The sequence below is a fragment of the Microcystis sp. LE19-41.2A genome, from assembly GCF_027530405.1.
GTDB classification, from domain to species: domain Bacteria; phylum Cyanobacteriota; class Cyanobacteriia; order Cyanobacteriales; family Microcystaceae; genus Microcystis; species Microcystis aeruginosa.
This window is the reverse complement of sequence record NZ_JAPZQJ010000073.1, coordinates 1-12,277: the sequence shown is the minus strand read 5'-3', so window position 1 is coordinate 12,277 and position 12,277 is coordinate 1. Positions and strand designations below refer to the sequence as shown.

The window sequence follows — 12,277 nt, the reverse complement described above, 5'->3', positions numbered from 1 at the left end:
CTGAAATGGGGCGAAAGTCTGTGGACTCTGTGTAAGACAGTACATGGTTTTTTAACTGTGGTATGCGACGGTGGTGGAAGCAGAAACTTAAATCGTGAGGTTTAGGAATCGCCGCACTTTTAGGGCGGCGAGGATGTCAAGTTTCGTTATCCTTCCTACGCTTCCCTCGTGCGGAAATTAACGGCGATCGCCCAAGAGGAATTAGAACATTTTGAACAGGTCAATCAATGGTTAGATAAATGGGGAATTCCCCTCGCTCCCTTGAATTCTCCCCCCTATGGTGCTAAATTAAAGGCCCAGATTCGTCACCAAGAACCCGATCGCCTTTTGGATTCGCTGTTAATATCAGCTTTAATCGAGGCGCGTTCCCACGAAAGATTAGGTTTATTGGGAGAATATTGTCCTGATCCCGATTTAGGCAAATTTTATCGCGGTTTAATGGCTTCCGAAGCGCGTCATTATGGTATTTATTGGCTATTAGCAGCGGATTATTTTGAACGTACAGTGATCGAGCAACGTTTAGAAACCCTAGCGGCGATCGAAAGTGAGATTCTCACTACTCTGCACCCGGAACCTCGTATTCATAGTTGATTGCACTAATAGGGACAATGGCTGCAGCTCACATTTGCAGAAATACGGACAATTAGCAATTATCAGTGACTCTTAAATTATTACAAATATATCGGCAGCTGCCTGTAAGCATCCCACCGAAAAACTAATGCGCTTCGGGGTTTGGGGACGGCGCTTGCGTCCCCAACGGGTAGGGTTGATTCATGAATCAACCCTACCATGAATCAACCCTAGGATTGAGTGATCAAATCGGAAGTAATAACCAATTTTAGAAGATAGTTTCCCTTTAAAAATCCCAACTCAGTAGATTTACAAAAATGAGATGCACCCAGGGACAATTAACTATCTAAATTACTCGTTAAACTCAATTTCTCTCTTAGAAAAAGGTAAATCTTGATTGATTGCTTCAATTTCTTCCTGTTCCATTTGATTAATTTCCTGGATATAATTGCGGAGAATTTGAGTCATTTTGCCATGATAGAAACGGTGTAAACTATGATTAGCAGTAGCGGGAAAACCCCGTCTTTTCTTGTGTTGTCCTCCCGCACCGGGGTCAAACATGGTAATATTTTGACTAATTGCCCAATCGATCGGTTGATAGTAACAAGCTTCAAAATGTAAACAGTCGTACTCTTGAAAACTGCCCCAGTAACGACCATAAAGATTAGTATCTTTGCGAATACAAAAAGATAAACCCACGGGTTTAGTATCCTTTTCATTTTGGTAGGCAGTAATCAAAACCACTCGCTGACGATAGTTCGGATATAATTGTTCAAAAAATTTCTGTGTCAGATATTTACTTCCCCAGTAAAATTTATCACAGGTACTGCTATAAAACCGATAAATTAACGGGAATAAATGATGGGGAATTTCTTCGGCGGCCAGAGTTTTAATAATTAACCCCGCATTAGTCACCGCTTTCCGTTCCCGTTTAATATTGCGGCGTTGATTAGCATTAAAAACCGTCAGATAATCTTCAAAACTTTGAAAACCCTTGTTATTCCAGATATAACTATGGTGTAACCAGGGAGTAAAGCCCAAATTTTCCATTAAAATTCGCCATTGGGGATCCACAAAAAGAAAATGACAACCCGACAGATTATTTTGATCACAAAAATGATCAATAGCCGCTATCATTAAAGCCGTAATCTCCAGTTCATTTTCCACCGGAGCAATTAAAAAACGATAACCCACCGCCGGAGTAAAAGGGGTCATTCCTAACAGTTTTGGATAGTATCTAATCCCTAAACGACGGGAAAGATCTGCCCATTGGTGGTCAAAGACAAATTCACCGTAACTATGACTTTTAATATACAAAGGAGCGGCGGCAATTAACTCAGCACCGCGCCAAACTGTGAGATGAGCAGGTTGCCACCCTGTGCGTCCCGTGGCGCTGCCGGAAGTTTCGATATTATGTAACCATTCCCACTCTAGAAAGGGAGTAGTTAGGGGTTGAGCGAGAGCATCCCATTTTTGTTGGGGAATCTCACTCATTTTATCAATCCAAGCCACAGAGTATTGGGGTTTAAGCTGTTCTACCATGGGACAAGATAAGTCAACCTTTTTATTTAAGGTTTGCTGAATAAATCTAAAACCCTTGTTGGGTAAGACTTTTAGACTTTTTGTCAATCAAAAAGTACCGGACTGGGAGTGATTAGGGGTAAAATTCCGGGACTTTTTCCCTGAAAATTAGGTAACTGAGTACCTCAAAATCAGTAAAACCCTACACCCTACACCCTACACCCCACACCCTGCCCCCACCAACAAACTTTTTCAGCAGACCCTATTTAAGGTAATCTAGTTTTGAGATTTATGGGACTGCCGTTCAAGGGAATAATGTAGGAAAATTTCTTCTTGCACGGTTTCCACGCTCAAAAGTCGTAATTTTCTGGCAGAATCAGCCATAAATCCAGTTCCTCCCAGGGGAGTTGCCGCTTTATTGCCTCCTAACAGCAACGGACAAATAGTTAGATGGATTTCATCGATTAAATCTTCAGCTAAAAGAGAGGCAATTAATTCACCTCCTCCCAGAATCGCCAGCTTTTTAATACCTAGGGTGGTAAATTGACTAAAAATAGCCTTCCAATCACCGCAGACTAAGACAAGCTCAAATAAACCCCGATTTTCCCATGCCGCCACTTTTTCCGCTGCCGTGATTAACCAGCGCGGGAAAGGCTGCTGAAAAAATTTCATCCGGGGATCAAGCTGGCCTGAATGAGAACAAACGATCTGTATCGGCTGGGGAGATAATCCCCGTTGTTGACGGTATGCGAGAAAATCGGCATGACGGATAGGAAGACTGGTGTGATAAGCGCGCAGGGTGTTAGCACCGAATAAAGCGGCATCCATGCGCGATAAATGTTGTTCTAGACGCATTTTATCGGTAGCAGAGGCAAATCTGGCCGCCGACTGGTAGGCGTCGGCAATTTTACCATCGGCACTCATGGCTAAAATAACGGTGGTGTGAGGACAATTCATGGCAAATGCTCGGGGATATCACCCAGTCTGATTGGTGAATAGGCTAGTATAGTCTGGAGTTTGATAGCAAGAATCAAACCAATTTCTGCCTATGTCTATCGGTCAATCCTCCTTTCGTCGTATTCTGCTCTCTCGCTTACTCTTGGTTAGTGTTCCTGTACTACTAATGGGAGTTTATATCACCTATCGTAAGGCGCGATCGGCTTTTTTGGAAACGGCCCGTCAAAATCTCACCGAAAGTGCCATCAGAAAAGCAGACAATATTGATCAATCAATTCAATTTTTGCAGGCCAATCTTATCACTGCGGGCGAAAGTCTGGTTTTAAAACAGGGAACCTTAGCCGAAAAAGAAGCTTTTTTACAACAATTCACGGTGCGGCTTCCTAATCAGATTAACTGTGTGGAATTAATTGATATTAAGACCAAGAAACCTTTATTAAATCGAGCCTGTGAACCAGAAATTATCAATGTTTTGCCCCTGGAAAGATGGACAGAAAAACGGACTAGCTCTGCTGGGAACATCGAGAATGTTTTAGTTAGAAGTTTACCTCGACAACTTTTAACAAAATCTCCCAATAATAATCGTCAATTAGAATTAGTTTTTGCTGTTCCCATCTACGATAATCAAGGACAATTACAATCTAGTCTGATTCTGCAAACTTCTCTACTTTACCGTGAGAAGGTTTTACCCGGTTCTTTATCGGGTTATCCCGTGGTTATTTCTGAAAATGGCATTATTCTCGCTCATCCCTATTTTGATCGCATTGGTAGCCATATCAGTCAAGAAGCTGATGCTGAACGCCTCAATCTAATCATCATTAATGCTGTTAGAGGTCAACAGAGATTTCTCCATTTATTTTCTTTCGAGAAATATGGCAAAGAGTTAGTCGCTGGTTATAGCTCCCTTCCCAGTCCAGTTACGGGAGAATCATCCCAAAAATGGATAGTTTTAGCCATTAGTCCCCTCTCCCAAGCTCTGGCTCCTCTACAACAAATTTGGGAGGCAATTTTTTATCTAATTTCTGGTTTATTATTAGCTTATTTAGTAGCTATTATACTGATCACTAGGGATTTAGCTAGACCTTTAGAAAAACTGCGAGATTATGCCTTAAATATTCAGAAAATTACCTCCGAAAAGATTACACCACAAAACTTTAATATTCGAGAAATTAATCAGTTAGCGTCGGCCCTAGAGGAAATGCTCGAACGTTTACGTCTTTGGGGAGAGGAAATAGTTAAGAGTTGGCAAGAAGCGGAAAATGCTAATCAATTAAAAAACCAATTTTTGGCGAATACTTCCCACGAATTACGCACCCCTCTCAATGGTATTATTGGCTCAATTCGTTGCGTTATGGATGGATTTTGTAATAGTGAGGAGGAGGAAAAAGAATATCTGCAACAAGCGGATAATTCAGCCGTACATCTTTTGGAAATTATTGATGATATTCTCAGTATTGCTAAAATAGAAGCGGGCAAACTTTCCGTTAATCCTGAACCAGTATATTTACACCAAATTATCAATGAAGTTATTAATTTACAAACAGCCTCGCTGCAAGGTAAGCACTTAAAATTAAATTTACTTTTCTGTCAAGAAAATCCAGTAGTCTATGCTGATACCACTAAATTTAAACAGGTAATTTTGAATGTTATTTCTAACTCAATTAAATTTACTGATACAGGCACAATTTCTTTAATAACTCGCCTAGAAAATACACAGGCTATTATTACTATAATCGATACAGGAATCGGTATAGACCCCCAGCAACAATCAAAATTATTCCGTCCTTTTGTGATGATTGATGGTTCCACAACTAGAAAATTTAGCGGTACGGGTTTGGGATTAGCTATTTCTAAGAATTTTATGAAAATGATGGGGGGAGATATTACTATCTCTAGTCAAGGTCAAGGTTTAGGAACAACTGTAGAAATTATTCTTCCTCTAGTTGGGGAAAGAAAGCTTGATTCTCCCCCAGAGGAAAACTCATCTTTGCCGATTCTTCCCTCTCTTAAAAGCTAAAATATCTCTATTTAATTTCTGTAATTTATGAGGAATTTAGTTTATAATTCCTCTAAACTCTCTACAGGCAAATTAACCACCTGATAAGCACCAAAAACCTTGATCGCATCGGTATAATTGGTTAATTCTTCTAAAGTTGCCGCGATTAAATGCTGTTGATCTGGATTAATTTCTAGATCAATAAAAAATATGTATTCCCCTAAAGATATTTTAGTTGGTCGCGATTCGATCCGAGATAAATTAAGCTGACGTTTGGCAAAAACTTCTAAAGGTTTGACTAAAGCGCCGGGTTGATCTAAAACTTGAAAAGCGAGGGACATCCGCTCACCTTGGCGATGGGAAGTTAAAGCCATTACCCAAAAACGGGTACAATTATCGGGATAATCATTAATTGGTTGTATTAGTATTGGTACATTATAGAGTTTTGCCGCCCGGGGAGAAGCAATAGCGGCCGAATTAGCCTCTCGATCGAGAATTTGAATCGCTTCTGTGGTAGAATTGGTGGGAATAATCGGCACGTTAGGTAAATTATTTTCTAGCCATTTTTGACATTGGGCTAAAGCTTGGGGATGGGAATAAACGGTTTTAATTTCTGTTAGCGATTGACTAGGAGATAGAAGTGCATGGGAAATCGGTAAAACTAATTCTTGTTGAATCTGTAACCCGGGTAATTGCCATAAAGCATCAAGAGTCATTACCACACTTCCCTCGGTGGAGTTTTCCACCGGGACCACTGCTAAATCGGCCTGATTTTGGACAACCGATCCCAGGGCCAAGGCAATGCTAGGATAGGGTATTAATTGACGAGGCTGGGGTGGTAAACTATTAGCAAATGCTAAAGCGGCTGTTTCTGAATAGGTTCCCACCGGCCCCAGATAAGCGATCTTTACAGTCATTTAGATTATCCCCGCAAGCAATTTTTTCTAGCTATTACAGCCTTTCTCGTCAACATCAAGTATAACCTAATTTGGTATTGACTCCTATGTCCTATCTGCTGAATTCTGCTATAATCATGTCAAGTCAGCTTCACTTTGTTTGATGGTCAATTGACTGATTTTTTGGTGCGTTTCCTCGATGGTTAACCCTTGGGCTAAATCCCCCAATTCTTTGAGAAGATCATTAGTTAAGGAGAGAGATATTTGGCTATCCTGGCCCGATAAATAGACAACTTTGGCTAATTCGGCCAGTTTAACTTTTTTGCTGGTGCGATTTTGGTAACTGACCGAAAAACCGTTAATCTCCGCAGCCTCTTGCTGGATAATTGCCGACTTTAAACGTTCCTTGAGATGTTCCATCTCTGTATCTAAAATCTTCCATTGCTGGTAAATTTCCCAATAACGATTAGTTAATCTTTCGAGATTCTCACCCGCGGGATCGGGAGTAATTAAATGGGAAAGCTGCAAAAGACGATGATGGATTTGGGCCGTATATACGGGGTCTTTTTGTGCATATTCTAGCTGGGCCGCGGTTAAAGGTCTTTTGCCCCAATTACCCCCCTGTTCACTTTTATCGATAGCGGGAAAATGACAAAGACATTCAGCCACGGTTTTCAGTTGATAATTGGGTAAAGGAGCAATATAGTAGGGAACCTTTTTAGCTAACTCTAGGGTACAGGTAATTTTTTTAACTTTGCTTTTACCGCCCAAAAATTTACAATCATAACTAGCATTGTGAAAAACCTTTTCTATCCGGTCAACCAGCATGATTTTAGTGATAAAATAGTTAGTAAGATCGGGTCGATCAAGAACATCCAAAATTGTCACCCGCTCCCCCGTTAAGTCCGTGGAATCAGCCAGAATTTGAATCAGAGACAAACGGGGAGTCTTGCTATTGTAATCGGCTACTTCCGTATCTAACCAAAGAATGGGAAAATGAGAAAAGTGATCGATCGCATTCCTAATAGCGTCGGATTCCGTTAAATAAGGCATGGTTGCAGAGGCTGAAAAATGTATCAAAAAATCTTGATAGCAGTAGATTTGTCAGAGATGGGGGACAGTGTTTTTAAGGAGGCTGTATCCTTAGCCAGTAAGTACGAAGCTAACCTCCTACTACTGCACGTCCTTTCCCCTGAGGAAGATTATAGCCCTTTACCGATTCCACCCAATTTAGCCGATATTTACCCCGCCCAGGGGAATGATCTCACTCTCGATTTTTGGCGGCAACAATGGGAAGAATTCGAGCAGAAAGGGGTGGCCATGTTGCAAAAAAGAGCTAATCAGGCGGGAGAAATGGGTGTCAAGGGAGAATACCGGCAAATTTACGGTCATGCCGCCAAAACTATCTGTAAAGTGGCGCGAGAGGAAAATATTGATTTAATTGTCATCGGTCGGCGTGGGCGATCGGGTCTAGGAGAGTTATTCTTAGGTAGTGTGAGTAATTATGTTCTCCATCATGCCCCCTGTTCCGTCTTAATTGTTCAACATCATCAGGACTAAAAATTCCTGTTAGCTATTCCCCCCCTAAAATCCCCAAACGATTAAAAGGAAAAAAGCGAAAAACCGCCCTACCAATCACGTTATTTTCCGGTAAAAACCCCCAGATATGGGAGTCATTGCTATTATTGCGATTGTCTCCCATGACAAATAAATTATTTTCCGGCACAAGCAAAGGCATTAAATTATATTGAGGGGATTCGAGAATATAATCCTCTGACAAGGGTTGATTATTCAGATAAATTTTGCCCTCCTTGACAGCAATCACATCCCCTGCGGTGGCAATCACTCTTTTAATAAAAGCTTGGTTCTTTTGATATCCCTGTAATTGTAATTGTGCCGGCGGTTCAAAGACGACGATATCCCCCCGTCGAGGAGGATGGAAATCGTAGGAAAGTTTTTCCACTACTAAGCGATCGCCCTGTGCTAAGGTGGGTAACATAGAATCAGAGGGGATAAAACGAGGTTCAGCGACAAAAGTGCGAATCAGTAGGGCTAAAATTAAAGCTATAGTGATAATTTGCAGATTTTCTCGAATAGAAGCCCAAAAACTCTTGGATTTGTCCTTATTAATTTCTTGTTCTTGCATTATTGCCCGGATGATGGTTGATGTAACTTAGCTTTCGCTTGCTGCCAGAAAACTGTTAATTCCTCCAGTGTATAGTCATGGAGAGGCTTTTCTGCGACAGATTCCACTAGGGAAAAACGTTGAATAAAACGCAGATTAGTCTCTTGTAAAGCGATACTGGGGTCTAAATTATACCAGCGAGCAAGATTGACAATAGTAAAGAGTAAATCGCCTAATTCGGCCTGTTGATGCTCTTTATCGCCCGATTCTAGGGACTCTTGCCATTCTGCTAACTCTTCGCCGAATTTTTCCCAGACTCCTGCGATATTTTCCCACTCAAAACCGACTCGCGCCGCTTGCCGAGAAATTTTCATTGCCCCCATCAAGGGTGGTAAAGTTTGGGCATAACGGGTTAATTTGCCGCTAATAGTCGGGTCATTTTTTTCCTCAGCTTTGATTTTCTCCCAATTTTGACGCACCTGTTCGGGATTTTCTAGGGATAGCTCCCCGAAAACGTGGGGATGACGACGAATTAATTTATCGGTGATACCTCTAGCCACTTCTTCTAGGCTAAAATTACCCTCATCGCTGGCAATTTGGGCTTGTAAAACCACCTGTAGCAGTAAATCGCCTAATTCCTCGGCAATGGCAGTTTTATCACCACTTTTAATCGCCGCTACCACCTCATAAGCTTCTTCGATAACGTAGGGAATCAGAGTTTCCGGGGTTTGGACTAAATCCCAAGGACAGCCGCTTTCTGGGTCTCTTAAACGGGCAACAACGCTGATTAAATGGTTTAATGCCTCTAAGATGGCCTTGTAGCGGGGATTGTCGGTTTCTGGAAGGCTAGACATCGATTTTTTCCGGTTTTCTCGCCCATTATACCGGTTAGTTATCAGTTATCAGTGATCAGTTATCAGTTATCAGTGATCAGATGTGAGTTTTCAGTTAACTGATCACTGTTTACCGATCACAGCAAAAAAGCTTTTATTTCCCTATCTTCTCATATTCAGTTACAGCCTTTCTCATAATTTGATATCGACGACCGGCGACCGACTCCCCAAAACGAAAACTTCGTACCTCACCATTCAGATAACTGCTTTAGCTCAATAACGATGAAAAAACCCGGTAAAACCGGGTTCCACTAGCTTGGAATCTGTATAGTCAACCGATAAAGCAGTTGAAAACTTAAATAAATCTAAATAGAAAAAAGGTAAGTAATTCCACTGTAAGAAAATCAGATTTAATGAACTACCCCGCAAGTTAGGGGACAAGAAGCATAAACAGCTTGATGAGAGGTTTTTACCTCACCGTGTAACCAGTGCAGCCAGCTAACTTCATGGGGATGAACACCTTTTGCTGCTAATAAAGCGGCACTAATTAGGATAGCCAAAATATTAATACCAATAATCATTCCCGCAACTAAAAGCACGGAACTAATCGGTAAAACTGACTGTAAGATAATCGCCGACAATGCCCCCACTGTCATCATTAATACTACTAAAGGAAATCCCACTACTAATAAACAGACAGTGAGGACGAAACTCCAGAGAAGAAAGCTTTTTAGCATTGCTAAAGAAACGTGGCCCCAGTTATTTCTTGCGGTTAATTGCATCTTCCTGACCTCTTACAAACTTGGTGGTCTAACTTTTCTGCACGTCGGCTCAAAGTTGATGAAAACCAGTATAGGGAAAACACCGAAGAAGATGAGCTATTCGCAATATAAATTTACAATCATCGCTGATCATCTATGTTATATGTATCGAACTATTACAAAAATCGCCAAGAGGTATCGAAAACTTTACAATCGGTTTCCCTTGATCCCCAATCTAGTTTCCTACTGAAATCCTTGATCCCCGTCGATAATCCTTTCTTGTCTCCCTGTCCTCAGATTTTTCCGCGTCTCCTTGTAACAAATATTTACAAGTACCTCTAGAATTCTCAGAAAATAAGTGGACGACAGTAACCAGTAATCAGTCACCAGCAATCAGTAAACTGAAAACTCGCATTTGTCACAGAATTGACATCTGGCTGTTATAGTCCTGACAAATGAGAGTTATATGCTAAAGTTAATCCAGCAAAGGAATAAATTATTTCCCCTAGCCCAGCTTTCCTCAAGCTTCCCACACAGGGCCTAGGGGAAGTTTATTTTTCTGCCATGGAGGAAAACCGCTACCCGGCCCGAAAAGAAAATTTTTCTAGAACTTGACAAGCCTTGACAGCAGGGAAGACAGTCAGGCAGACTAACCTCAAAAGGTTTTTGGGGCGAAAATATAGTTTCTTGCCTTTCTGTCTCCCTAAACACGGTCTTAGCTCTGATGGCGAGCATAATCATCCTGAAAACGGACTATATCATCCTCTCCTAAATATTCCCCATTCTGCACTTCGATTAATACCAATTTGATCACCCCGGGGTTTTCCAGACGGTGAGCCGTACACTGCGGCACATAAGTGGACTGATTGGCTCCGAGAATTTCTTCGTTATCTCCACAGGTGACTTTTGCCGTTCCCGAAACCACAATCCAGTGTTCACTGCGATGGTAGTGCATCTGTAAACTGAGACGATGACCCGGATTCACTTCAATTCGCTTGATTTTATAACCAAGACCTTCTTCTAGAGTGGTGAAAGAACCCCAAGGTCTAAATTCTGTTGCTGCCGATTCTACGGTCGAAATAAGCTGAAATGGTGCCACATCTTGAGATGCGATCATTATATTATGTCTCCATTGCTAGGTCTGATCTTAGTCCAAGATAGCAGCAAAAACCCTAGATGGCATCTAAATCAGTGATCAGTAAACAGTAAACAGTGATCAGTAAACAGTAAACTGAAAACTCACATCTGATCACTGATCACTAATTCACTCTTCGTCGGTGTTGAGAATACGGGGAACCCGGAAATAATCCCCTTCTGGAGCCGGCGATTCCTGCACTAAGACCTCGTGATCGGGATAAAGTCTATTACCATCGGCGCGAGTGATATTTTGAATTTCGATCGCTCGCGTGGTGGGTGGCACATTTTCCGTGTCTAATTCGCTTAACTGCTCGAAATAATCTAGTATCCCGCTTAATTGCAGCGCAAATTGTTCTTCTTCGCCGCTATTAATCTCTAAACGGGCTAAATGGGCGATTTTTTCAACTGTAGCTCGATCGATCATGGGAGAAATGGGGTGTGGGGTGTGGGGTGTGGGGTGTGGGGTGTGGGGAGCAGGGAGATGGGTGTGGGGTGTGGGGTGTGGGGTGTGGGGTGTGGGGAGAATAAATAAAAGCAATTTCCTGACTCCTGACTCCTGAATTCTGACTCCTGTCTCCTGTCTCCTGTCTCCTCAATTTAGAAGAAAACATCAATTTCCGATCGCCCGGTGATTTTCAGCCAGTTTTGGGCTTCAATGTAGTTATTGGGGGCTAATCGGATGGCTTGTTTCCAGTATTCTGCCGCTTTGTCGTAGAGTGCTTCCGCTTCGGCCTGTTGTCCGTCTTCTCTGGCTTTTTCCCCTTGAAAATGGTAAATAACGGCGATATTATTCAAAGCGGAGGGCATTCTGGGATTAAGTTGGATAGCTTCTTCGTAGTATTCCAGAGCCTTTTCATGCTCGCCGTTACTAGCGTGGATAATGCCGATATTGTAGAGGATATAACTGCGATCGTTAGGATCCTCTTCTAATGTTAAAGCCTCATAGTAATTATCGAGGGCTTCGGCGTATTCGCCGTCAGCTTGGGCAGACATCCCATCACGGTAATAAACAAAGGCTTCCTTGGCTTTTTTATTGGCGGGGAGCATCTTTAAAATGATATCCGCCATGACGGTAAAAGATTTATCAATAAAATTATCGTTACGTTGAGTGCGTGGCATAGTTAGGACAAGTAGGCGATCGAAATGACTATTTACCTTTATAGCACTCGCCAGCAACCCTAGGGCTATTTTTCCGATTTTTCTCGACCACGGGTTCCATTTAGAGGGTCTTGGCTGGACTGGGGGCGAACGTTATTTTCCAGCCCAAAAATCCCCCTAGCAAGGGGCAACTATGGGGCTTACTAATCTTTATCCCATAACCCAACCTACTATCTACTATCTAGGGTTTGCTGAATAAATCTAAAAACCTTGTTGGATAAGGCTTTTAGACTTTTTTTCCCTGAAAAAGTGCCTACCATTGGAGTGATTGGGGGGAAAATTTAGGGATTTTTTCCCTGAAAATTAGGTAATTGACCACCTGA

General features: G+C 41.9%; 13 protein-coding genes and 2 pseudogenes. 3 read left to right on the top strand and 12 right to left on the bottom strand.

From position 1 onward, the window contains the following. Positions 1–132: 132 nt before the first annotated feature. Positions 133–591, top strand: a pseudogene (locus O9290_RS03185) (MiaE family protein); the annotation flags it as partial. A 72-nt stretch (positions 592–663) separates the two neighbouring features. Here O9290_RS03185 and O9290_RS28405 read toward each other — a convergent pair. The 3 genes and pseudogenes from O9290_RS28405 to O9290_RS03170 all read right to left on the bottom strand — a co-directional run bounded on the left by O9290_RS28405 (position 664) and on the right by O9290_RS03170 (position 3,048). Then, a pseudogene (locus O9290_RS28405) lies at positions 664–869 on the bottom strand (hypothetical protein). Positions 870–921: 52 nt separating this feature from the next. Continuing rightward, positions 922–2,112 (bottom strand): GNAT family N-acetyltransferase, encoded by a 1,191-nt coding sequence (locus O9290_RS03180; RefSeq protein ID WP_288059810.1) that lies wholly within the window; start codon positions 2,110–2,112, stop codon positions 922–924. Between the two features lie 255 nt (positions 2,113–2,367). After that, a complete protein-coding gene (locus tag O9290_RS03170) occupies positions 2,368–3,048 on the bottom strand; it encodes a RibD family protein (RefSeq protein WP_288059811.1) in 681 nt (226 codons plus the stop codon). Positions 3,049–3,139: 91 nt separating this feature from the next. Here O9290_RS03170 and O9290_RS03165 point away from each other — a divergent pair, with 91 nt between their 5' ends. Further along, entirely contained in the window at positions 3,140–5,065 is a 1,926-nt protein-coding gene (locus O9290_RS03165; protein WP_288059813.1) for an ATP-binding protein, read from the top strand. Positions 5,066–5,106: 41 nt separating this feature from the next. Here the strand turns inward: O9290_RS03165 and pheA are convergent, their stop codons facing one another. Both pheA and O9290_RS03155 read right to left on the bottom strand, forming a co-directional pair. Next, positions 5,107–5,961: a prephenate dehydratase gene (gene pheA / locus O9290_RS03160; RefSeq protein WP_288059815.1), complete on the bottom strand. Its 855-nt coding sequence runs from the start codon at positions 5,959–5,961 to the stop codon at positions 5,107–5,109. Between the two features lie 114 nt (positions 5,962–6,075). Beyond that, entirely contained in the window at positions 6,076–6,993 is a 918-nt protein-coding gene (locus tag O9290_RS03155) for a ribonuclease D (protein ID WP_002760140.1), read from the bottom strand. Between the two features lie 18 nt (positions 6,994–7,011). Here O9290_RS03155 and O9290_RS03150 point away from each other — a divergent pair, with 18 nt between their 5' ends. After that, positions 7,012–7,500, top strand: coding sequence for a universal stress protein (locus tag O9290_RS03150; protein WP_002760138.1), 489 nt, complete (start codon positions 7,012–7,014; stop codon positions 7,498–7,500). Between the two features lie 13 nt (positions 7,501–7,513). On the opposite strand, the gene lepB is transcribed toward O9290_RS03150, so the two are convergent. From lepB to O9290_RS03115, 7 genes are all read right to left on the bottom strand, one after another. Continuing rightward, positions 7,514–8,086, bottom strand: coding sequence for a signal peptidase I (lepB, locus tag O9290_RS03145; RefSeq protein WP_288059817.1), 573 nt, complete (start codon positions 8,084–8,086; stop codon positions 7,514–7,516). Then, positions 8,086–8,919: a nucleoside triphosphate pyrophosphohydrolase gene (gene mazG / locus O9290_RS03140; protein ID WP_288059819.1), complete on the bottom strand. Its 834-nt coding sequence runs from the start codon at positions 8,917–8,919 to the stop codon at positions 8,086–8,088. Before mazG ends, lepB begins: the two co-directional genes overlap by 1 nt. Positions 8,920–9,308: 389 nt before the next feature. Then, complete coding sequence (locus tag O9290_RS03135) at positions 9,309–9,680, bottom strand: hypothetical protein (protein WP_012267375.1); 372 nt, start codon at positions 9,678–9,680, stop codon at positions 9,309–9,311. Between the two features lie 694 nt (positions 9,681–10,374). After that, on the bottom strand, positions 10,375–10,776 hold the full coding sequence (locus O9290_RS03130) for a phosphomannose isomerase type II C-terminal cupin domain (RefSeq protein WP_287169945.1): 402 nt from the start codon (positions 10,774–10,776) through the stop codon (positions 10,375–10,377). A 147-nt stretch (positions 10,777–10,923) separates the two neighbouring features. Next, positions 10,924–11,220, bottom strand: a complete 297-nt coding sequence (gene gatC, locus O9290_RS03125; protein WP_002760120.1) for an Asp-tRNA(Asn)/Glu-tRNA(Gln) amidotransferase subunit GatC — start codon at positions 11,218–11,220, stop codon at positions 10,924–10,926. Beyond that, positions 11,198–11,407, bottom strand: coding sequence for a hypothetical protein (locus tag O9290_RS03120; RefSeq protein WP_072319610.1), 210 nt, complete (start codon positions 11,405–11,407; stop codon positions 11,198–11,200). Before O9290_RS03120 ends, gatC begins: the two co-directional genes overlap by 23 nt. Then, positions 11,394–11,915: a photosystem I assembly protein Ycf3 gene (locus O9290_RS03115; RefSeq protein ID WP_002760118.1), complete on the bottom strand. Its 522-nt coding sequence runs from the start codon at positions 11,913–11,915 to the stop codon at positions 11,394–11,396. The genes O9290_RS03120 and O9290_RS03115 overlap by 14 nt, the downstream gene beginning before the upstream one ends. Positions 11,916–12,277: the final 362 nt, after the last annotated feature.

Bases quoted from the DNA above. Each gene is read 5' to 3' on its own strand.
- O9290_RS03180 (WP_288059810.1), bottom strand. From the start codon at position 2,112: ATGGTAGAACAGCTTAAACCCCAATACTCTGTGGCTTGGATTGATAAA.
- O9290_RS03170 (WP_288059811.1), bottom strand. From the start codon at position 3,048: ATGAATTGTCCTCACACCACCGTTATTTTAGCCATGAGTGCCGATGGT.
- O9290_RS03165 (WP_288059813.1), top strand. From the start codon at position 3,140: ATGTCTATCGGTCAATCCTCCTTTCGTCGTATTCTGCTCTCTCGCTTA.
- pheA (WP_288059815.1), bottom strand. From the start codon at position 5,961: ATGACTGTAAAGATCGCTTATCTGGGGCCGGTGGGAACCTATTCAGAA.
- O9290_RS03155 (WP_002760140.1), bottom strand. From the start codon at position 6,993: ATGCCTTATTTAACGGAATCCGACGCTATTAGGAATGCGATCGATCAC.
- O9290_RS03150 (WP_002760138.1), top strand. From the start codon at position 7,012: ATGTATCAAAAAATCTTGATAGCAGTAGATTTGTCAGAGATGGGGGAC.
- lepB (WP_288059817.1), bottom strand. From the start codon at position 8,086: ATGCAAGAACAAGAAATTAATAAGGACAAATCCAAGAGTTTTTGGGCT.
- mazG (WP_288059819.1), bottom strand. From the start codon at position 8,919: ATGTCTAGCCTTCCAGAAACCGACAATCCCCGCTACAAGGCCATCTTA.
- O9290_RS03135 (WP_012267375.1), bottom strand. From the start codon at position 9,680: ATGCAATTAACCGCAAGAAATAACTGGGGCCACGTTTCTTTAGCAATG.
- O9290_RS03130 (WP_287169945.1), bottom strand. From the start codon at position 10,776: ATGATCGCATCTCAAGATGTGGCACCATTTCAGCTTATTTCGACCGTA.
- gatC (WP_002760120.1), bottom strand. From the start codon at position 11,220: ATGATCGATCGAGCTACAGTTGAAAAAATCGCCCATTTAGCCCGTTTA.
- O9290_RS03120 (WP_072319610.1), bottom strand. From the start codon at position 11,407: ATGTTTTCTTCTAAATTGAGGAGACAGGAGACAGGAGACAGGAGTCAG.
- O9290_RS03115 (WP_002760118.1), bottom strand. From the start codon at position 11,915: ATGCCACGCACTCAACGTAACGATAATTTTATTGATAAATCTTTTACC.